This is a genomic window from Vreelandella mediterranea (assembly GCF_970647075.1).
Genome location: NZ_OZ310198.1, coordinates 1,196,910 through 1,216,702, shown reverse-complemented (window position 1 = coordinate 1,216,702; position 19,793 = coordinate 1,196,910). Strand labels below are relative to the sequence as shown.

The 19,793-nt window shown below is 61.6% G+C and carries 18 protein-coding genes; 4 read left to right on the top strand and 14 right to left on the bottom strand.

Annotated elements, in window-relative coordinates; translation table 11 throughout:
- The first annotated feature begins 69 nt into the window (after positions 1 to 69).
- Positions 70 to 1,713, top strand: a complete 1,644-nt coding sequence (locus ACWFVE_RS05725) for a methyl-accepting chemotaxis protein (RefSeq protein WP_447528318.1) — start codon at positions 70 to 72, stop codon at positions 1,711 to 1,713.
- A 28-nt stretch (positions 1,714 to 1,741) separates the two neighbouring features.
- On the top strand, positions 1,742 to 2,680 hold the full coding sequence (gene tal / locus ACWFVE_RS05720) for a transaldolase (protein ID WP_447528317.1): 939 nt from the start codon (positions 1,742 to 1,744) through the stop codon (positions 2,678 to 2,680).
- 77 nt (positions 2,681 to 2,757) lie between these two features.
- Here tal and ACWFVE_RS05715 read toward each other — a convergent pair whose 3' ends face one another.
- From ACWFVE_RS05715 to ACWFVE_RS05680, 8 genes are all read right to left on the bottom strand, one after another.
- On the bottom strand, positions 2,758 to 3,267 hold the full coding sequence (locus ACWFVE_RS05715) for an STAS domain-containing protein (protein WP_447528316.1): 510 nt from the start codon (positions 3,265 to 3,267) through the stop codon (positions 2,758 to 2,760).
- Entirely contained in the window at positions 3,257 to 4,450 is a 1,194-nt protein-coding gene (locus tag ACWFVE_RS05710; RefSeq protein ID WP_447528315.1) for a PP2C family protein-serine/threonine phosphatase, read from the bottom strand. Before ACWFVE_RS05710 ends, ACWFVE_RS05715 begins: the two co-directional genes overlap by 11 nt.
- Before the next feature lie 8 nt (positions 4,451 to 4,458).
- Entirely contained in the window at positions 4,459 to 5,259 is an 801-nt protein-coding gene (locus ACWFVE_RS05705; RefSeq protein WP_447528314.1) for an MlaA family lipoprotein, read from the bottom strand.
- A 49-nt stretch (positions 5,260 to 5,308) separates the two neighbouring features.
- Positions 5,309 to 6,430: a beta-ketoacyl-ACP synthase III gene (locus ACWFVE_RS05700; protein ID WP_447528313.1), complete on the bottom strand. Its 1,122-nt coding sequence runs from the start codon at positions 6,428 to 6,430 to the stop codon at positions 5,309 to 5,311.
- A gap of 47 nt (positions 6,431 to 6,477) precedes the next feature.
- Positions 6,478 to 10,479, bottom strand: coding sequence for an ATP-dependent RNA helicase HrpA (hrpA, locus tag ACWFVE_RS05695; protein ID WP_447528312.1), 4,002 nt, complete (start codon positions 10,477 to 10,479; stop codon positions 6,478 to 6,480).
- A 106-nt stretch (positions 10,480 to 10,585) separates the two neighbouring features.
- Entirely contained in the window at positions 10,586 to 12,274 is a 1,689-nt protein-coding gene (locus ACWFVE_RS05690) for an AMP-binding protein (RefSeq protein ID WP_447528311.1), read from the bottom strand.
- Between the two features lie 224 nt (positions 12,275 to 12,498).
- Complete coding sequence (locus ACWFVE_RS05685) at positions 12,499 to 13,281, bottom strand: class II glutamine amidotransferase (protein WP_447528310.1); 783 nt, start codon at positions 13,279 to 13,281, stop codon at positions 12,499 to 12,501.
- Positions 13,282 to 13,309: 28 nt separating this feature from the next.
- A complete protein-coding gene (locus ACWFVE_RS05680; protein ID WP_447528309.1) occupies positions 13,310 to 13,795 on the bottom strand; it encodes a hypothetical protein in 486 nt (161 codons plus the stop codon).
- Between the two features lie 61 nt (positions 13,796 to 13,856).
- Here ACWFVE_RS05680 and ACWFVE_RS05675 point away from each other — a divergent pair, with 61 nt between their 5' ends.
- Positions 13,857 to 15,935: a S9 family peptidase gene (locus ACWFVE_RS05675; protein ID WP_447528308.1), complete on the top strand. Its 2,079-nt coding sequence runs from the start codon at positions 13,857 to 13,859 to the stop codon at positions 15,933 to 15,935.
- Between the two features lie 211 nt (positions 15,936 to 16,146).
- Complete coding sequence (locus ACWFVE_RS05670) at positions 16,147 to 16,281, top strand: hypothetical protein (protein WP_447528307.1); 135 nt, start codon at positions 16,147 to 16,149, stop codon at positions 16,279 to 16,281.
- Between the two features lie 18 nt (positions 16,282 to 16,299).
- Here the strand turns inward: ACWFVE_RS05670 and ACWFVE_RS05665 are convergent, their stop codons facing one another.
- The 6 genes from ACWFVE_RS05665 to ACWFVE_RS05640 form a co-directional block, all read right to left on the bottom strand.
- Complete coding sequence (locus ACWFVE_RS05665; protein ID WP_447528306.1) at positions 16,300 to 16,746, bottom strand: YcgN family cysteine cluster protein; 447 nt, start codon at positions 16,744 to 16,746, stop codon at positions 16,300 to 16,302.
- Between the two features lie 53 nt (positions 16,747 to 16,799).
- On the bottom strand, positions 16,800 to 17,366 hold the full coding sequence (locus ACWFVE_RS05660; RefSeq protein WP_447528305.1) for an acyl carrier protein phosphodiesterase: 567 nt from the start codon (positions 17,364 to 17,366) through the stop codon (positions 16,800 to 16,802).
- The gene (locus tag ACWFVE_RS05655; protein ID WP_447528304.1) at positions 17,363 to 17,656 is read right to left on the bottom strand and encodes a YcgL domain-containing protein; all 294 of its coding nucleotides are present in this window, start codon (positions 17,654 to 17,656) and stop codon (positions 17,363 to 17,365) included. Before ACWFVE_RS05655 ends, ACWFVE_RS05660 begins: the two co-directional genes overlap by 4 nt.
- Positions 17,653 to 18,783 carry a ribonuclease D gene (rnd, locus tag ACWFVE_RS05650; RefSeq protein WP_447528303.1) on the bottom strand — a complete coding sequence of 377 codons (1,131 nt, stop codon included), beginning with the start codon at positions 18,781 to 18,783 and terminating at the stop codon, positions 17,653 to 17,655. The genes ACWFVE_RS05655 and rnd overlap by 4 nt, the downstream gene beginning before the upstream one ends.
- 73 nt (positions 18,784 to 18,856) lie before the next feature.
- Positions 18,857 to 19,462, bottom strand: coding sequence for a recombination mediator RecR (recR, locus tag ACWFVE_RS05645; protein ID WP_447528302.1), 606 nt, complete (start codon positions 19,460 to 19,462; stop codon positions 18,857 to 18,859).
- A gap of 3 nt (positions 19,463 to 19,465) precedes the next feature.
- The gene (locus ACWFVE_RS05640; protein WP_447528301.1) at positions 19,466 to 19,792 is read right to left on the bottom strand and encodes a YbaB/EbfC family nucleoid-associated protein; all 327 of its coding nucleotides are present in this window, start codon (positions 19,790 to 19,792) and stop codon (positions 19,466 to 19,468) included.
- Position 19,793: the final 1 nt, after the last annotated feature.

The following is a 19,793-nucleotide window of genomic DNA, read 5'->3' as shown; positions in this document are numbered from 1 at the left end:
TCGAAAAACTGCAACAAATGACACTTAACCTTGGGGTCACTCTTTAATTACGTGTGACCCGAGGGCACCATGACGTTCCAATCGCTTCAACATGTTTCACTGCGCACGCTGGCCGCCACGGCGCTTTCGCTGATGACGCTGTGCATCCTGGCCTTTGCACTACTCACCTGGAGCGTCATCCAACAGAGTCAGCAGGATTTAACGCTGCTTGAGCGCGTCAACGTACAGCAGGCCTCATCACTCAACCGGCTGCACATCGCAGGCCTTGAAGGCCTGCACCGCCTGGACCGGGCGCTAGAGCGCCAGCTTCGCCCATCGCTTGGCGACCCATTGGAAGCGCTGGAAGCCGTTGAGCGCGAACTCGATGAAATGACAAGCGCCTTGGCGGCGTTTCTTTTGGCGACTGACGGCGAGCCCGGGCGCGCCGACATCGAAGCGGGCGCCAGCGCTCTCATCGGTGCCATGACCCGCCAGCTCGACGCGGTGCGTGCCGGTGACCGGGCCGGCTACCGCCAACTGACCGCCGAGGCGCTAACACTGAGTCAGGCGTTTACCGAGCAAGCCCGAGCGTTTTATCAGCGGGCGGACCAGCAAGGCACGACCCTGCTCGCTCGCGCCCAGGCACGTGCCAGTATGATCGGCCAAGGGCTGATCGCCGGCATCGCGGCGGCGGTGGTGCTATTGGCCCTCATCGCCTATATAGGCCAGCGCTACTGCCTACGCCCGATCAAAACGCTGGTGACCCATTTTCGCACGCTGGCCCAGGGCGACCTGGCTACCGAAATAGCAAGCCCCGGGCGCAATGAGATCGGCCAACTCTATAGCGAGCTCGACACCATGCGCTGCGCCTTTACCGACACCATCGCCAATCTACACGAACAGAGCAGCGCGATGTTCGAAAGCGCCCAGCGCCTGGCCCTGGGCAACGAGGATCTAACCGTTCGCACCAAGGCACAGCACGAGTTTCACCGAACCACCACGAACAACCTGGAAGAGCTCACCACGCATACCGCCTCCACTGCCGCCTACGCCACCGAAGCTGCCGCTCTCACGACCACCGCCAATGATCAAACGGCCCAGGGGAGTGTGGTGATGGACGATTTCCTCGCGACCATGGAACGTATTCATGAAAGCGCCAGGCAAGTGGACGGCATCGTCAGTACGATCGATGCCATCGCCTTTCAAACCAACATTCTCGCCCTGAATGCCTCGGTCGAGGCGGCCCGGGCCGGCACCGAGGGCAAAGGGTTCGCCGTGGTCGCCGCAGAAGTACGCACGCTAGCCACCCGCAGCGCCGACGCCGCGGCGCAGATCAAAACGCTGCTGAACGACTCCAACCGCCAAGTGCAGCACGGCCACTCGCTTTCAAGCCAGGCAAGCGACACCATGCGCGGCATCGCCGAAACCACCGAGAAGACCAACGACTTGATGGCGCATATCGCCAAGGCGGCCGAAGAGCAGCACCGCCATATCGAAACGCTGAACGCCACGCTTTCAGAGCAGACCCAGGTCAACCAGGCCAACGGCGACCAGGTAGAAAGCAGCGCCCGGGATGCCATGGCGCTCGAGAAAATCGCCGAGCAGCTTCGCGAGGCCGCCAACCGCTTCAAAATCGACGCCGCCGCACCGCCCGCCTATACCTGGCAGCACGACCCGGCGCACCGTATCCCTCGTCAGGATAATATCCACAGCCCGGAAGCCTTGCTAGAGTAGAGGTCATTCAATACAAAAAGGAGGCCTCATGAGTAATAGCTTACTGGCGCAGTTAAAAGAGATGACCAAGGTGGTAGCGGATACCGGCGATCTGGAAACGATTCGCCGCTTTCGTCCGCAAGACGCCACTACCAACCCTTCGCTGATCCTGCAGGCCGCTCAGCAGGAGGACCGTCGCGCGCGACTGGCCGCGATCGCTAAAGAAAGCGCCGATATCGACGAAGCGGTGGACCGGGTAGCGGTGGATATCGGCTGCGAGATCAGTGAACTGGTGCCAGGCTACGTCTCCACTGAGGTGAGCTCGCGACTCTCGTTTGATCGCGACGCGACCATTGCCAAGGCCCACTCGCTGATCGAGCGCTACGCACGCCAGGGCGTACCGGCCGAGCGTATTCTGATCAAGACCGCCTCGACCTGGGAAGGCATCCAGGCCGCCCGCCAGCTCGAACGCGACGGCATTCGCACCAACCTGACGCTTTTGTTCGGCTTCGCCCAGGCCCAGGCCTGCGCCGACGCCGGTGCCACGCTGATCTCGCCCTTCGTGGGGCGGATTCTGGACTGGCACAAGGCGCAAACCCCGGACGGCGATTTCAGCGGCGACAACGACCCGGGCGTGGCCTCGGTCAAGCGCATCTATGAGTACTACAAGGCTCAGGGTTACGCCACCATCGTGATGGGCGCAAGCTTTCGCAACGTCGACGAAATCAAGTCACTGGCCGGGTGCGATCGCCTGACCATTTCACCGGCGCTTTTGAACGAGCTCGATGAGCAACACGGCGAGCTTACCCGCAAGCTTACGCCGCAAAGCGCTAGCAGCGAGGCCAAGCCACCGCTTAGCGAGGCGGACTTCCGCTGGGAAACGAACGTGGATGAGATGACCCACGACAAGCTCGCCGAAGGGATTCGCAAGTTCATGGCCGACCAGAAAAAACTCGAAGCGCTTTTGGCGGATCTTCGTCAACAATGAACGCGCTCGCCTAACGCTAAAAGCCCCGGCCGCTCGATGAGCGACCGGGGCTTTTTTTAAGCCTTACGTATACGCGCCTAGTGAACTGGCGAGTCCTGGGACTCGAGCATCTCGACCAGCGGCTGGAATTGCTCGCGGTTATGCTCGTTCATGTGCATCAGAATGCGGTGCGCTTCGAGGATCCGGTCGCGCAAGCCCTCTTCGTCCGAGGGGATTTCAGGAAGCTCGGTCAGGGAGGCGTCCAGGCCTGGCTGCAGCGGCGCGTCGATCAACGTAAAAAAGCGGTTGAAGCCCATCACGTCGAGCATTTTCTGGATATCCGGGTTATTGGCGATGATCGTCGGTAAATGATCGAGGCGCCCTTTCACCGCCATCGCCACCTTGGCCAAAAAACCCAGCGCGCTGGAGTCGACGTTGGTCGCCTCGCGCAGGTCGATCATCACCGCCTCGAGTCCCGGTGTGTCCGCCAAGCGCTGCGCCTGAACGTCGAGCGTGGCACAGAGCGTAAGACGCACGTCGCCACAGAGCTTCAAGATAAAAACACCGGAATCGAACGCCGCTTTGATACGGCCTTCCTCAATCAGCATGACCAAATCCGCTCACCATCATGATTGTCAGGTCGTCGGGTAAAGCGTCGCGGTCCTGGCCCTGTTCATCTGCCGCCTCCCCTTCCATCAACAGGGCGTTGGTCTGAACGAGCTGGTCGCGCAACTGCTCAAGTGTGCCACTCTCACTTACTAATTGCTCAAGTTCCGTGAGCCGCGTGTCGAGCGTTTTACCCGGCAAGCATTCCAATACGCCGTCCGAACAGAGCCACAGGCGAAAGTCAGACGGGAGTTCACAGGCGAGCGACGGATACTCGATGTCGGGAAAAAGTCCCACCGGCATGCCTTCGCCTTCAAGGCGCACCAGACGGTTGCCGGCCACCAAAAGCGGCATCGGCAGCTGTGCGCCGAGCGAATAGTGAAGGGTCTTTGTCTCCCGGTCAATCACCCCGACGAAAAGGGTCGCGTGCTTGCCGATGTCGGTATCCTGAAGCTCACGGTTGAGAGCGGCGAGCGACCTGGCGGCCAGATGCTCGGGGTTTTGCCCGTCCCACTCGTTGAGCCAGCGATTAAACAAGTACTTAAGCAGCACCGTCACGAACGCCGATGAGGCGCCGTGGCCAGAAACATCGGCGAAATAGAAGGCGCTGAAGCGCTCGTTGTAGCGTTGATAGTCGAGAAAATCACCGGATAAATAAAGCGACGGCGCGAACCAGTAGTCAAAGCGCGCCCCGTTGATGATCTTCGGATGTACCGGCAGCAAGCGCCGTTGAATGTGTCCGCCGCTTTGCTGGTCCATGCGCAGAAGCGCCAGATGCGTTTCCAGACTTTCGTTGAGCTCCTCGAGCCTTCGACGATCACGTTCGCGCTCGCGGGCGAGCGCCTGTAGCTCGACCGCTTTACGGATCATGCGCCGCAGCAGTTCGCTGTGACGCAAAGGGTCCACGACGTGATCCAGCAATCCGCTATCCACCGCCTTGAAAAGCTCGGCGTCCTCGCGGGAGTCGCTGACCACCAGCGTGGGCACCCGCGCCGCCAAAAGCGCCCACTGATCCCGCGGCACCACGCCAGCCCGAGCAACCACCAGCGCCGTGTCCGCCGGTAAGTGTTCGATATCGTCTGCAGCCAGCACCGCCATATCGCGGCAGGTAATTGCACGGGTCAGCGCATCGCGCTCGGCGCCGGGCACATCGATGACCGCGATCAGATATTTGGAAGAATCCATATCAAGTCTCAATCGGCGAAATCGTCGTCACCAAAATCGGCATCGTCAAAGTCTGCATCATCGAACTCGAAACTATCCATCGCGAAGGGGTCGTCGCCCAACTCCCCATCGTTGATCAAAAACTGGCGGCGCTGAAGGTAGGCGTCGCGAATGAACTGATAGCGGTCGCCGCTGATCAGCGACTCCTGATCCAGCAACCCGGCGCGGGTATCGACGATATTCAGTGCCGCAAGGCTGATACGCACCGCGTCGTCCTCGACGTAGGTGTTCGGGTAAGCGGCCAGATCCGCCGGCAAGCCGGTGGAGTCACGTAGCGTGCTCGGGCCCAAAAGCGGCAGCACCAGATAGCGGGAATCTTGCCAGCCCCATACGGCCAGTGTCTGGCCGAAATCTTCCTCGTCGGCGGTAATTTCCATATGCGTGGCGTAGTCGAGAAGCCCCGCGATACCCACCGTCGAATTGATCAAAAAGCGTGAGGTGGCAAGGCCGGCGTTGGCGGGCTTGCCTTGCAAGATACTGTTGAGCGCGGTGCGGATCTCGCCCAAATTCGAGAAGAAGTTACCCACGCCGGTCTGCACCGGGTCCGGTGCCACGGTGCGATACCCGGAGGCGACCAGCTTCAGCGCATAGCGATCCAGCACGTCGTTGAAGGCGAATACGCGGCGGTTGAAGCCCTCCCAAGGGTCGTCCGGGTTCGCCGGCTGCGACGTGCCGGTACTCGCGCAGCCTGACATACCCAGCGTCAGTAGCATGACCGGCAACACTCCTTTAAGCGTCTTGCCTTTAGACGCGGCTAATAACCCTGACATGATGATTCCCTCGTTTTAGGTATGTCCTTTTGATGGACGACGCCGCGCCTTACTGGCAGCGCAGCACGACGTTCCCGGCGCTGTAACCCGCTCCAAAGGAGCAGATCAGCCCGATATCGCCGGCCACCAGATCCTCACGATGCAGATGAAACGCGATGATGGAGCCGGCAGAGCTTGTATTAGCGTAGCGATCGAGAATGATCGGCGCTTGGCTTTCGTCTGGCTCGAACCCGAGTACCTTGCGGGCAATCAGGTCGTTCATGTGCTGATTGGCCTGGTGGAGCCACATCCGCTTGACGTCGTCACCGGAGAGCTCGAGCGCTTGTAGGTGCGAGACGATGAGTTTGGCGACCATCGGGCACACTTCCTTGAACACGCGCCGCCCTTCCTGGACGAACAGTTTGTCCAGCCCCATCGGGTCGCTGTCGGTGACGCGGTTCAAAAAGCCTGAGTTGTTACGAATGGCGTTGGAGAACTGGGTCACCAGGCGCGTGCCGAGTATCTCGAAGCGCTGTTTGGCCACGGCGAGCTCGCTTTGCTCGAGCACCACCGCCGTGCACGCATCGCCAAAGATGAAGTGGCTGTCGCGGTCGGTAAAATTCAGGTGCGCCGAGCAGATTTCCGGGCTGATCACCAGCGCCCGCTTGACGCTTTGGGCGGCGATGGCGTTCGCCGCGGTTTCGATCGCAAAGGTGGCGGAACTGCACGCCACGTTCATGTCGAACCCGTAGCCCGAGGTCCCCAGCGCTTGCTGTACCTCCACCGCTACCGCCGGGTAGGCGCGCTCCAGATTCGAGCAGGCAACGATGACCAGCTCGATATCTTGTGCGTCCACCTGGGCCATTGCAAGCGCCTCGCGGGCGGCGTGAGTGGCCATTTCACATTGAATCGAGGGCTCGTCGTTGGCCCGGTCGGGCAGGTGCGGACGCATGCGCTCGGGGTCCAGAATGCCCTCGGCGTTCAGCACGTAACGGCTTTTGATGCCCGAGGCCTTCTCGATGAACTCGCTGCTCGAGTAGGCGAGCGGTGCGCGGCTACCGGCCTGAATCTCATCGGCAAAGCGCGCGTTGTGATCGTCAACGTAGGTATTGAACGCCGCCACCAGGGCTTCGTTGTCGATGGCGTGTTCCGGCGTATAAAGCCCCGTACCGGTAATCACCACGTCATTCATGTGTATTCTCCTTTAGCGGCCTTGAGCGGCACGTATGGCTAAGCGCCTCAAAGGCGCGTGATTTCTTCCCAGTGCTTTTCAAGGCGCTTGACCGAGACGGGCATTTTAGTGCCCAGCTGTTGGGCAAAAAGCGACACACGAAGCTCCTGAATCCACCAGCCGAAGGCGACCAGCGCCGGGTCTTCGACCTGGCCGCGGCGCTCGCTTTCGCGCCGGGCGTCGAAGCGCGCCTCTAGCGCCTGAACGTCCTTCATCATCATCTGGTCGCGCCCGCGCTCCCGCGCGGCTTTCTCAAGACGAATCAGCGCGGCTTCGAAATAACGAGGGTACTCCGAAAGCCACTCGCCCGCATCACGGATGAAGCCAGGATAGACCAAACGCTGCATCTGTGCGCGCACATCGCTGTAAACCAGCGCCAGGGCGAAGTTCAAATTCCCCTTGAGCTGCTTGGCAAGCTCCAGATGGCCTTTTAACGCCGCCTCGACATCGCTTAAAAGCGTCTTGGCGTGATCGACCAGGGTGGTGTCTACCTGGGCGAGCCGCGCGTCGAGCTCCCCCGCCGAGCGCGGCAGCGGCGCCGTCGCGACCACCTGGGTAAATACCGCCAGCAACACATCGGCTATGAACGCCTGCTTGCTGCCCACGTTGGTAAACAGCAGCGCGCACTTCTCGAGCGCCGGTAACGCTTTGATCGCCTTGACCTGATCCGGACACTGGGTAATGGCCAACCGCGCCACGCCCTCGCGGTGGGCGGCCTCTGCCTTCGCCGGGTGATCGAATAGCGCGACCTTGAACGCTTCACCTTCATGAGTCAATGCCGGGTAGGCTTCCACGCGAATACCGGCCTGGGTGGTGACTTTCGATGCCGGAAGCGGCGCCTCGGGCAGCGCGTCGAGCGTTGGCGCCTGGCTTGCCTCTTTGGCCAGCGCCTGGGCGCCCAGGCTTGCCGCCTGCTCGAAGCGTTTTTCCAGCGCACGTACATCGCGCCCTTGGCCAAGCTGGTGACCGGCGTGGTCGACCACGCGCACGTTCATCACCAGGTGCGCCTCGAGCTGGTCCAGCCGCCAGTCGTCCGGATGGACCCGGGTTCCGGTGCGCCGGCGTAGAAACTCGCCCAGGGCCTCGGTCAGCGGGCGCTCGTTGGGGGTCAGCACGTGTAGCGCGGCGTCGACCCAGTCCGGAATCGGCACCACCTGGCGGCGAATGCTCTTGGGCAGCGATTTCAAAAGCGCAATGCACTTTTCACGCAAAAGCCCGGGCACCAGCCACTCCAAAGCGCTGACCGGCAGCTGCGAAAGCATAGCGGCGGGCACGGTGAGCGTGACGCCGTCGTCCTCGGCCTGGGGTTCGAAGTGGTAGCTCACCGGGTAGGCCACACCCCCAAGCGTCAGGTAATCCGGATATTGGGCACGGGTGACGTCCTCGGCCTCCCGCGCCTTGAGCGTTTCGATATCGAACTTCAAAAGATCCGGGGTCTCGCGCTCGGCCTGCTTGCGCCAGTGCTCGAAGCCCTTGCCGTTGACGACATCGCCTGGAATGCGTTCGTCGTAAAAGGCGTAGAGCGTTTCTTCATCGACCAGAATGTCGCGGCGGCGGGCGCGGTCCTCGAGCGCTTCGACCTCGTCGACCAGCGCCCGATTATGGGCGAAGAACGCGCCTTTGGTCTGAAACTCACCTTCTACCAGCGCCCGGCGAATGAAAATATCCCGGGACTCCTTGGGGTCGATGGCGCCAAAGTTGACCCGCCGACGGGCAACGATGGGCAGGCCAAACAGCGTCACCTGTTCGAAGGCCACGACCTGGGCGCGCTTCATTTCCCAGTGGGGCTCGCTGTAGCTTCGTTTGACCAGATGCTCGGCCTGGGACTCGATCCAGGCCGGATCGATTTTCGCCACCGTGCGGGCGTAGAGCTTGGTGGTTTCGACCAGCTCGAACGCCATCACCCACTTGGGCGTTTTTTTCGCAAGCCCGGAACCCGGGTGAATGAAGAACTTGCGGTTGCGCGCCCCCAGGTACTCGCGGTTTTCCGTAAGGTTACCCAAATTCGATAAAAGCCCGGAGAGCAGCGCCTGGTGCAGCTTACCGGAGGTCTTGCGCCGCGCCTGGCGCGCCTCTTCCTCGCTTTCGTCTTCATTGGCAGGCAAAGGCCCGGGCACTTCGATGTCCATATCGCGCAAGAGCTGTCTAAGCTGGCGGAAGGTGTCGTGCCACTCGCGCATGCGCAGATAATTGACGTAGTGCTCGCGACACCAGCGGCGCATTTGGCTGTTCGAAAGCGATCCGCGAGCGTTTTCGATGCCGTGCCAAAGATTGAGCAGCGCGACGAAATCCGAGTCCGGGTCGTGCCAGCGCTGGTGGGCCTGGTCCGCGGCCTGGCGCTTGTCCGCCGGGCGCTCCCGGGGGTCTTGTATCGCCAGCGCCGAGACCACCACCAGCACATCGCGAAGGCTCTGGCGCTCGGCACCCTCGAGCACCATGCGCGCAAGCCGCGGGTCGATGGGCAGCCGCGCTAGCTTGCGTCCCAGTTCGCTGATCTGCTCTTTTTGATCCACCGCGCCGAGCTCGAACAAAAGCCTAAAGCCGTCCTTGACGAAGCGGCTATCCGGCGGGTCGACGAAGGGAAAGGCCTCGATGTTGCCAAGCTTCAACGACAGCATCGAGAGGATGACCGAGGCGAGATTGGTACGCTGGATTTCCGGGTCGGTGAACGCCGGGCGCGACAGAAAGTCCTCTTCGTCATAAAGGCGAATGCACACGCCCTCGGCGATACGCCCGCAGCGACCCTTGCGCTGGTTGGCGCTTGCCTGGCTGATCGGCTCGATGGGCAGGCGCTGGATCTTCGCCCGGTAGCTATACCGGCTAATGCGTACAAGCCCCGGGTCGACCACGTAACGAATGCCGGGCACGGTGAGCGAGGTCTCCGCGACGTTGGTGGCCAGCACGATGCGCCGACCGCGGTGCGGGGCGAACACCCGGTTCTGCTCCTCGTTGGAGAGCCGGGCGTAGAGCGGCAGAATTTCGGTGCTCTTGAAGTCCGCACGGCGCAGCGTGTCCGCGGTTTCGCGAATCTCGCGCTCACCGGGCAAAAAGATCAGCACGTCTCGCGGGCCGTGCAGCCACCCCTTCTCGCGCTCTAAAGTTTCGATCTCTTCAATCGCGCCCACGATGCCTTCTTGTAGCGTGCGGTCCTCTTCGTCGTCGTCGCTTCGCACCAGGGGGCGGTAAAGCACATCCACGTCGAAGGCGCGCCCGGAGACCTCGACCACCGGGGCCGGCGTGTCGTCGGTTGCAAAGTGCGCGGCAAAGCGCTCGACATCGATGGTCGCCGAGGTGATGATCACCTTCAAATCCGGGCGCTTGGGCAGCAGGCGTTTCAAATAGCCGAGCAGAAAATCGATATTGAGGCTGCGTTCGTGCGCCTCGTCGATGATGATGGTGTCGTAGCGCCAAAGCATCGGGTCGTGCTGGGTTTCGGCCAGCAAAATACCGTCGGTCATGAGCTTGACCAGGGTGTTGGGCGCGCTTTGATCGGTAAAGCGCACCTGATAGCCCACCTGCTCGCCCAGGCTAACGTCGAGCTCCTCTGAAATCCGTGTGGCAACGCTGCGCGCGGCCAGCCGGCGCGGCTGGGTATGGCCAATCTGGCCGCGGCGCCCACGCCCAAGCTCCAGGCATATCTTGGGCAACTGGGTCGTTTTGCCCGAGCCGGTTTCGCCGGCCACCACGACCACCTGGTGATCCCGAATGGCCTCGAGGATGTCCTCGCGGCGCTCGACTACGGGAAGACCCGGCGGATAGCTGATGGATACCGGCGTGGCGGCGCGACTGGCCGCCAAGCGCTTGGCCTTGTCGACCTCGCGGCTGACCTCGTCGAGGCCGCGGCCGATCGGCTTGTTGTCACGCAGACGACGCTTGAGACCGCCAAGACGCCGTGCCAGGCGGTGGCTGTCGCGAAGGGTTACCTCGTCAAGCGCTCGCTCGAGCTGCGTCACCTGTTGGGCATCGGTCAAGGAGTGCGTCTCAGTGCTCACGTTAGGCTCAGATTCCATCCAAAAAATAAAAATTCGGCCCGCCAAAAAAGCGGGCCGAACAGTATAGCGCTTTCGGTTGTGGGAGGGCTAACCCGGACGGCCGCCCTACCCTTTTGGCTTACGCTCAGGCTTTCTCCTGCTCGCCTTCGCTTGAGGTCTCCTCGTCGCGCAGCTCGCGCCGCAATACCTTGCCCACGTTGGTTTTGGGCAGTTCGTCGCGAAACTCGATGTACTTGGGGACCTTGTAAGCGGTGAGCTCTTTTTTGCACCAGGCGCGCAGCGTTTGGGCGTCCAGGTCGCTGTTTTTGGAGACCACGAAAAGTTTGATCGCCTCGCCGGCATTCTCGTCGGGCACGCCCACTACTGCGGACTCGACGATATCCGGGTGGGTCGCGACCACGTCCTCGACCTCGTTGGGATAAACGTTGAAGCCCGACACCAGGATCATGTCCTTTTTACGATCAACGATGCGGATATAGCCATCGTCCTGGAGCACGGCGATATCGCCGGAATGGAACCAGCCGCCCGCATCGATCGACTTTTGGGTTTCGTCGTCGCGCTGCCAGTAGCCTTTCATGACCTGCGGGCCCTTGATGCAAAGCTCGCCGGGTTCACCAAGCGCTACGTCGTTGCCGTCGGCATCGACCACCTTGACCGAGGTGCCGGCCACGGGTTTGCCGATGGTCCCCAACTGGATGGCTTCGGTGGGATTGAAACTCACCACCGGCGAGGTTTCGGTCAGCCCGTAACCTTCCGCCACCGGGCAGCCGGTCACTTCTTCCCAACGCTTGGCCGCGGCTTTGGTCAGCGCCATACCGCCGGAAATGGTCAGCTTGAGCCGGGAGAAATCGAGCGCGCGGAAGTCATCACGCTGGCAAAGCGCGTTAAATAGCGTATTGAGCCCGATAAAGCTGGTGAATTTGAGCTTTTTGAGCTCCTTGACGAAAGCGGGCAGATCCCGCGGATTGGTGATCAGCACCGAGTGGTTACCGGTTTCCATCAAAAACAGGCAGTTCACCGTAAAGGTGTAGATGTGATAGACCGGCAGCGGCGCGATCACCAGCTCCTTGCCGTTTTCCAGGTGCGTACCGATCGCCATGCGCGCCTGGAGCATATTGGCGATCAGGTTGGTGTGGGTGAGCATCGCGCCTTTGGGCTGGCCGGTGGTGCCGCCGGTGTACTGCAGCGCCGCCACGTCGTCCGCAGTGCGCTTGACCGGCGTAAACTCATGGTTGGCGCCGGCCTTCATCACCTGGCGGAACCCGATCGCGCCCGGCAGGCGGTAGGTCGGTACCATCTTCTTGACGTACTTGACCACCGCGTTGATCACCCAGCGCTTGGGCGCGCCGTGAAGATCGGCAAGCTCGGTGACCACCACGTGGGAGATATCGGTTTTCTCCAGCACCTTGTCGAGCTTGTGCGCCATGTTGGCAAGAATGACGATGGCTTTGGCACCGGCGTCCTTGAACTGGTGAGCCATTTCACGCTCGGTGTAGAGCGGGTTGGTATTGACCACCACCATCCCCGCCCGTAGCGCGCCGAACACGGCCACAGGGAACTGCAGCACGTTGGGCAGTTGAATGGCGATGCGGTCGCCAGGCTCGAGATCGGTGTCGTTTTGAAGCCAGGCGGCAAACTGCTTCGAGTAGGTATCAAGCTCGGCAAAGCTCAGGGTTTGACCCATGCAGCTAAACGCCGGGTTGTCGCTGTAGCGCTCTACCGCGGTTTCAAAAACGTCAGTGATCGAATCGTATTGATCCAACCCTTCAAGCGCTGGGCCATGTAGCATAGGAGCATCGGCGTGTTCGCTCATGGGGCAATCTCCGCTATCCGTGTCGATAAGTGGACCGACCTTGTTATTTTGGCGATCTTTGAGATGGGGTTAAACGCTTACGATATACGAGGGGGGTAACGCTGTAAAACGCCTGCTTGAAACTCCTGTTTCAACTCGACACCCCCAATACCGGCTGAGCCCGCCGCTCCGCGGGGGCTAACGAACGTTTTGCCTACCTGCCTACATAGCGTAGACCGCTCCCCTCACGAGGGTGTGTATTGCGCTTTTATACTTCCCGACTGCCAAACTAAAAGCTCGCCCGGCACCATGGCCGTCCACTTCTCGTTGTGGGTAAGCGGCGCAGTGGCGATCACCGAAACCACATCGAACGCTGTGGTATGCTCGCTGAAGTTCACCGTCATGTCGGCATCGGCAAGCTCGGCTTCGCCGAACGGTGCCTGGCGGGTGATATGGGAAAGTTTGGTCGAACAATAGCAGTAAAGCGACTCGCCATCAGACAGCAGCAGGTTGAACACCCCAAGCCCCCGCAGTTTTTCACACAGCGTATGGAGCAGCGCCCCGACCGGCTCACAAGAGGCTGGCGGCGTGGGGAATGCGCGACGCAGCTCGCCTAAAATCCAGCAAAAAGCGTGCTCGCTGTCGGTACTGCCCACCGGGGTGTAGACATCCAGCGGCAGTGTTTGCCAACCGCTTAGTTGCCCGTTGTGGGCGTAGCACCAAGGCCGCCCCCACATTTCCCGGGTAAACGGGTGGGTGTTGTTCAAACGCACCCCGCCGACGTTTGCCTGGCGTATATGGCTGATCACCACGTTGGATTTGATCGGGTAGTCGCAAATCAGCCGCGCGATGGGCGAGTCGACCGAGGGGTGCGGGTCGCGAAATTCACGGTACCCGCCCTGCTCGTAAAAGGCGATGCCCCAGCCATCGCGGTGGGGGCCGGTGCCCCCGCCGCGGTGTAGAAAGCCGGAAAAGCTAAAGCAGATATCCGTCGGCACATTGGCACTCATGCCCAAAAGCTCGCACATGGGGCTCTCCTTTGCCTGATGGAGCCTTTTAGTTGATGACCGGCTCGCGGCGGCGGTGCTCGTCGTTGCCACCGCGGGGCTTGGCGGCGCCTCGCTTGGCGGTGGGCTGGCGCTTACCGCCATTCGGCGGGCGTTTATCATCCGGTGAGCGCTTGGCCGGGGCGCGATCGACCGGGCGGCGCAGCCACCAAAGGGCCACGCCCACACAAGCGCCTAACGCGATACCGACGAGCAGCCACACAAGCCCGGCCCACATGGCCGAGGTGCTGCGCTCCAAAAAGCCGACCGCCGAGACCATCGCCGAGGGCGCCCAGCCGGTATAGAACTCGTTCTCTTCGATCAGCGGCAGGCTAAAGCGCGCCGGCATCCACATCGCCCCGGCCACGCACCAGGTCAGCACCAGCCTTGGCAGGCGCGGTAAAAACGCTAGCGCAAAGTAGACCGCCACGAGCACGACCAGCGAAACCCCGTAATAACTCAGCCAGAGCAGTGACATTGAGCTTGTAAACAGCATAATACCCTCGTGTGGGTGGACGCACCCGCGGTTAATTTCCCGTTATGGTACCTGTCAATTTATGAAAGCACAGCCCGGCATGCCCAAAGAGTCGCCCCAAAAGCGCCATTATCGCGCCGATGACCCGGATTGGCACTGGTTGGAAGAGCGCGAAGCCCCCGAGGTCAGCGCTTTTCTAACCGACGCCAACGAGGAGCACGCCCGCTGGTTCGAGCCCCTTGCTCCGCTTGCCGAGTCGCTTTATCAAAGCCACCTGGCACGGCGCGAGCTTGCGGTGAAAAGTCTTGGCACCACCCTCGATGTGTTTACGGTCTGGAGTGAAACCGGCGAGCACGACGACTACCCTCGCTGGTGGCGCGCGCCGATCGATGATCCTGGCGCGCCGGAGTGCTTTTTTGACGTGGTAGCCCGCGCGGGCGAGCACGCCTTTTTCGATATCGGCGACATGGCGCTCACCCCGGATGAGCAGTGGCTTGCCTGGAGCGAGGACACCCAGGGCGACGAGCGCTACACGCTGTGGCTCAAGGCGCTACCCAACGGCGAGCCGCGCAAACTTGCCAGCGACATCGGCCCGGACCTTTGCTGGGCCGAAGACCAAACGCCTCAAAGCGCGACGCTGTTTTTCACCCGTTTCGATGCCACCCAGCGCCCGGACAGCCTATGGCGCTGCGACGTGAGCTTCGCCCGCCCGGCGCTCGACCCTCCGGCAACGCTTGTGATGCGCGAAGACGACGCCGAGTTCTGGTTAGGGATCGGTAAGACCCGCTCCAGGACCTGGCTTTTCATCGAGACCGCCGCCAAGGACACCACCGAGATTCTGGCGATTCCCGCCGATGCCCCGGCCACGGCGCCGCAGGTTTTACACCGACGCAGCAAAGGGGTCGAAGTCAGTATCGACCACCGCCCCGGGGCGTTTTATCGGCTGCAAAACCAGGCGGGCCCCCACTTCGCCCTCGACGTACTGGCCGAGGCCGCGTGGGATGAAGACGCCGAGTGGCAAACGTTGATCCCCCACCAAAAGGAGCAAACCCTGGAGGGCGTGGACGCTTATGCCTGGGGGCTCATGGTCGCCGAGCGCAGCCATCAAGAGGCGCAAACACGGCTTAGGCGCTTGGTGCTCGAAGGCGATGACACGATCACTACTGACGAGTTGATCGCGCTGCCGGAAACACCCTGCTCGCAATTACTGGAGGACTCCCCGCACTTCGATACGCAAATCCTGCGCCTGCGCGAAGAGTCGTTTACACGACCGGCCAGCTGGTACACCCTGGACCTTGAAAGCGGCGAGCGAACGCTTTTGAAAACCCTGCCGGTGCATGGCGCGCTCCGGCCAGAGGCGCTAGCCAGCAAGCGCCTCTGGGCCACCAGCGCGGACGGCGAGCAGGTGCCGGTGTCCATCGTTGCCCGCGCGGATTTGATTGGTCAGCCGCTACCGACGCTGCTCTATGGCTACGGCGCCTACGGCGAGCCGCTGGACCCCTGGTTCTCGATCGCCAGGCTATCGCTTCTGGAGCGCGGCGCTGCCTTTGCGGTGGCCCACGTACGCGGTGGGGGCGAGCGCGGCGAGCCCTGGTATCTCGACGGCAAGATGGCGCAAAAGGAGCACAGCTTTGACGACTTTTTAGCCGCCCGCCAGGCGCTGGTCGATGAAGGGCTAAGCCTTGACGACAAAGTCGTGGCGTATGGAGCCAGCGCTGGTGGCCTGCTGGTGGGTACGAGCATCAACCGCGCCCCCGAGGCATTCTGCGCCGCGGTGCTGGATGTGCCTTTTCTCGACGTGCTGCGCACCATGCAAAACCCGGATCTTCCGCTGACCACCGCCGAGTACAGCGAATGGGGCAACCCGGCCGAGCCCGAGGTCGAGGTACGCATACGCGACTACTCGCCGGTGGATAACATCACCGAGCAAGCCTATCCGGCGCTTTGGATCGAGGGGAGCTGGTTCGATACGCGAGTGAGCTACTGGGAACCGGCCAAGTTTTACGCCCAGATCAGCCGCGTGCAAACGGGTAGCGCCCCGGTATTACTGTACACCGACATGGACAGCGGCCACGGCGGCGCTTCCGGGCGCTTCAAGGCCTGGAAAGATAGCGCCCGCCAGGATGCCTTCATCCTTTGGGCGATGGGGCTTGCCGACTAACGCGATGAAAGCCCAGGCCTTTAGCACTCAGGCGCAAAAAAAAGCACCCGCGGGACGACCGCGGGTGCTTTTTTATTTTGTGAAAAAGCTTTCCATAAAAAACCGACTGCGCCATACTAGCCGTTAGTTGTATAGACCAACGTCTAGCATGAATAGCGACAACATTCGGTTAGATCGAGAACACCACGCGCCCCGGCGCCAGGAGAGCTTTATGAAGCATCAGGAACAGTTTCTTACCATTTGGGATACCCCCGCCACCCAGGCCACCCGGTCCGAAAAGACCGCTCAGGCGCGCCTATCGTTTACCAAGCGCCTGGCGGCCCTACTGGTTGCGCTAAAAAGCTAAGCTCGCCGCTTCAAAACGCTAGTGAATGGGCAGTACGGCGATGATGTGTTCGTCCCATTCGCGCTCGGGCACGTCGAGCTCGGATACCGCAAAGCTGCGTACGCTTACGCCCTTGCGGTGCACCCGTTCCGCGTCGTTACTCAAAAGCGGATGCCAACCGGCTAGCTTTCGCCCCTCCGCCACCCGGCGGTAACCGCAGGTAGTAGGTAGCCAGGTGAACTCACGAACCAGCGCCGGGGTCAGTTGCGTACAGTCGGGCACCGTATCGAAGCGGTTCTCGTAATCGCTGCACTGACAGCTGTGCGTATCCAGCAGGCGGCACGCTACATTGAGCACGGCCAGCTCCTGGGTATCATCGTCGTGAAATTTCAGCAGACAGCACTGCCCGCACCCGTCGCAAAGAGCCTCCCACTCATCATCGGTAAGCTCTTCGAGCGCGTATCGTTCCCAGAAGCGTTCGCGCATAGCACCCTCGTCTCGTCGTCCTTCCCCGGCCTGGTCCAGGCACTCACGCAAAGCTAACCGGCACTGGTCAGCCTGGCGGCGCACTCGTTCCAGAGGGGGTGAAAATGGTCTTCCAGCCAGCGGTAGTCGCGCTCGAGCCAGGGCGTTATCTCCGCCAGCCGATTCGGGCCGGAAAGCCTGCGCCCAAGCCCGGCAATCGCCCGACAGGTAAAACCGAAGTCCGCGTAGCCACGCAGCCAGTCGTGCTCGATCAGTGACGGCATCATGAGCGCCAGCCGGTTCGGCGCGGGCTCCCGCGCCAAAAGCGCATACAGGCGCTCGATCAACGCGTCGAACTCCGGCGTGCCGATCAGCGCCCGCGCCAAAAAGTGATCCCACAGGATATCCAGCGCAATGCCGGCCACGCGCCGCTGATCCGCGGGGGCACGCCGTTTAGCGCGCTTGATGACGTCATGGCTATCCACGAAGGCATCGACCCGGCGGTGGTGGCGAACGCCCGAGGCCACAGCATCTGGCCAGCCTGACAGGTCGCTACCCTTGACGCCGTCGGCAATCACGTTACCCAGCAAGAAGCCATCTTCCCCCTGGCGGGCAAGCCAGGCGTGGGCAAGAAAGTTCATGAAAAGCGGTTGACGTGGGCCCGGTGAACGTCCAACAGGTACTCTTCCTTGGCCGGCGGCATTTGCAAGTAAAACCCCTGCTCCCCGATCGCCGCGATGACATCCTGAGTATCGACTCGAGCGAGCTTTTTATCGGCGGTCAGGATCATGGTCAGCACCGCCACGGGCTTGCCGAAGGTGGCAAGCAGCGCCTCGGGCACCGGCTCGAGGCCCTGGCGTTTGTCTACGTAGAGATACATCTCTTCTTTGCGCGAACTTTTGAAAATCTCGCACAGCAATTTATTGCTCATGCCGACTCCTCCAGGGCCAAACGCAGGTCGTCGTTCAAACGCTCGCCGCGCCAGCCGCCGGGCAGCGCGAGCGCCTCGTTCGCCTGGTGCTGCATGACCAGCGCTTCGATATCCCGGCGGCGCATCAACACTTCAGGCGCAATTTCCAGCGCCGCCGCTTGGGCGTTGAGCACCTTCTTGAGCGCCTTGAAACGACGCTTGAAGCCCGCCTCTGCCGGGTCGGGCCAGCGCTCGAGCAGCGACGCCTCCGGGCAGTGCTGAGCATTTTTGACCAGCTCCAGCAGCGTATCGCCCTCTTTTTTAACCAGCGTCGGCTTGACGCCCTCGATGGCGGCAATTTCGAAGCGGTTTTTGGGCATCGCTTCGGCGATGGCAAACAGCAGCTTGTCACTGGCCAACCAGTTGCGCGGAAGATCGCGCCGCCGGGTTTCCCCTTCACGCCAAGTCGTCATCAGCCGGTACGCCTCGAGCTGGCGCGGCGCAAGCCGCCAAAGCTGGCGCTGGCGGGTGTACCAGAGCGCATCGCTCTCGCTGCTGCGCTCTGCCTGATCGAGCTGGGCGGCGCACTCCTCGAAAAGCCACGCCCGACGGCCGAGGCGCTCGAGCTTTTCGGCCTGCAGTGCCCATACCTCGAGCAAATAGATAACGTCGAGCGCGGCGTACTCGCACTGGCCGGTCGTCAGCGGCCGGGTCAGCCAGTTAGAGCGCGTCTCTTCCTTGGGCAGGGTTTCTCCGACCCAGAATTCGACGAGCTTTTGATACCCCATGGCGGGCACCTCACCCAAAAGCGACTGAGCGATCTGGGTATCCACCAGCGGCGCTGGCATTACGCCCGCCCACAGCTGGAATATTTCGAGATCTTCGCTGCAAGCGTGGAGAAGCTTGACCGCATCGTTTTGCAACAGCGCTTTGAAGGCCGGCGTGCAGGGTGTGGTGACCGGGTCGATTAGATACGCAAGCTCACCGGCGGCGAACTGGATCAGCGCCGGGATCGGAAAAAAGGTGTTTTCGCGGAAAAACTCCGTATCCAGGGCGATCACGCTGGCAGCTTCGACCTCCTGACAGGCGGCATCGAGCTGATCGGCGGTCTCAATCCATCGATAGGACGGGTTACTTATAGCGGACACGGTAGACTTCCCTGTGGGGGCCGCAGCCTGAAGGCTACGGTAGTGACAGTGGTACAAAATCCGGCGGGCGGTGTTACTCGAGCCCGAACGGCAAACGGCCATTGAACGCGCGGCTCAAGGTGCCGCCGTCCACATATTCGAGTTCGCCGCCCATGGGCACCCCGTAAGCAAGGCGCGAAAAAGCGACCCCGTACTGGGCCAGCTGCGAGGCAATATAGTGCGCGGTCGCCTCGCCTTCGACGGTCGGGTTGGTCGCCAGCACGATCTCCTTGATAAGACCTTCGCTGACCCGGCTTTCGAGCAGCCCCAGGCCGATGGCCTCCGGTCCCACGCCGTCCAGCGGCGAGAGATGACCGTGAAGCACGAAATAGCGCCCGTGAAAGCCGCCGGCCTCTTCGATGGCGAGCTGATCGGCGGGCGACTCCACCACACAAAGCAGTGAATCGTCGCGCCGAAGGCTTTCGCACAGCGCGCAAACCTTCGCCTCGGTCAAGGTACGGCACTGCTGGCAGTAGCCGACCTCTTCGATGGCGCGCTCGATCACCCCGGCCAAATGCTTACCGCCCTCGCGCTCCCGCTCGAGCAAATGCATGGCCATGCGCTGGGCCGTTTTGGGCCCAACGCCTGGCAGCACGCGAAATGCTTCGATGAGCTGCTCGATCAGCGGGGAAAAACGCATCGCTTAAAACGGCATCTTGAAGCCGGGCGGCAGGTTAAGACCGGCAGTGGCCTCTTCCATTTGCGCCTTGGAGTGGGCTTCGACCTTGCGCACGGCATCGTTGACGGCCGCGGCCAGCAGGTCTTCGAGCAGCTCCTTGTCTTCTTCCAGAACGCTTGGGTCGATGGTGACATCGCTGACATCGTGACGGCCGTTCATGGTCACCTTGACCATGCCCGCGCCGGCTTCACCGAACACCTCGGCCTTGGCCGCTTCTTCCTGGACCTTCTGCATTTTTTCCTGCATTTCCTGGGCTTGCTTCATCAAGTTGCCCATTCCACCTTTCATCATG

What these genes read in the sequence shown, in the direction of transcription:
- ACWFVE_RS05700 (WP_447528313.1), bottom strand. Translation starts at nt 6,430, where the DNA reads ATGAATGACGTGGTGATTACCGGTACGGGGCTTTATACGCCGGAACAC.
- ACWFVE_RS05670 (WP_447528307.1), top strand. Translation starts at nt 16,147, where the DNA reads ATGAAGCATCAGGAACAGTTTCTTACCATTTGGGATACCCCCGCCACC.
- ACWFVE_RS05710 (WP_447528315.1), bottom strand. Translation starts at nt 4,450, where the DNA reads ATGGATTCTTCCAAATATCTGATCGCGGTCATCGATGTGCCCGGCGCC.
- ACWFVE_RS05680 (WP_447528309.1), bottom strand. Translation starts at nt 13,795, where the DNA reads ATGCTGTTTACAAGCTCAATGTCACTGCTCTGGCTGAGTTATTACGGG.
- ACWFVE_RS05725 (WP_447528318.1), top strand. Translation starts at nt 70, where the DNA reads ATGACGTTCCAATCGCTTCAACATGTTTCACTGCGCACGCTGGCCGCC.
- ACWFVE_RS05715 (WP_447528316.1), bottom strand. Translation starts at nt 3,267, where the DNA reads ATGCTGATTGAGGAAGGCCGTATCAAAGCGGCGTTCGATTCCGGTGTT.
- recR (WP_447528302.1), bottom strand. Translation starts at nt 19,462, where the DNA reads ATGCGTTTTTCCCCGCTGATCGAGCAGCTCATCGAAGCATTTCGCGTG.
- tal (WP_447528317.1), top strand. Translation starts at nt 1,742, where the DNA reads ATGAGTAATAGCTTACTGGCGCAGTTAAAAGAGATGACCAAGGTGGTA.
- ACWFVE_RS05685 (WP_447528310.1), bottom strand. Translation starts at nt 13,281, where the DNA reads ATGTGCGAGCTTTTGGGCATGAGTGCCAATGTGCCGACGGATATCTGC.
- ACWFVE_RS05660 (WP_447528305.1), bottom strand. Translation starts at nt 17,366, where the DNA reads ATGAACTTTCTTGCCCACGCCTGGCTTGCCCGCCAGGGGGAAGATGGC.
- ACWFVE_RS05640 (WP_447528301.1), bottom strand. Translation starts at nt 19,792, where the DNA reads ATGATGAAAGGTGGAATGGGCAACTTGATGAAGCAAGCCCAGGAAATG.
- ACWFVE_RS05705 (WP_447528314.1), bottom strand. Translation starts at nt 5,259, where the DNA reads ATGTCAGGGTTATTAGCCGCGTCTAAAGGCAAGACGCTTAAAGGAGTG.
- ACWFVE_RS05690 (WP_447528311.1), bottom strand. Translation starts at nt 12,274, where the DNA reads ATGAGCGAACACGCCGATGCTCCTATGCTACATGGCCCAGCGCTTGAA.
- ACWFVE_RS05675 (WP_447528308.1), top strand. Translation starts at nt 13,857, where the DNA reads ATGAAAGCACAGCCCGGCATGCCCAAAGAGTCGCCCCAAAAGCGCCAT.
- ACWFVE_RS05665 (WP_447528306.1), bottom strand. Translation starts at nt 16,746, where the DNA reads ATGCGCGAACGCTTCTGGGAACGATACGCGCTCGAAGAGCTTACCGAT.
- ACWFVE_RS05655 (WP_447528304.1), bottom strand. Translation starts at nt 17,656, where the DNA reads ATGAGCAATAAATTGCTGTGCGAGATTTTCAAAAGTTCGCGCAAAGAA.
- hrpA (WP_447528312.1), bottom strand. Translation starts at nt 10,479, where the DNA reads ATGGAATCTGAGCCTAACGTGAGCACTGAGACGCACTCCTTGACCGAT.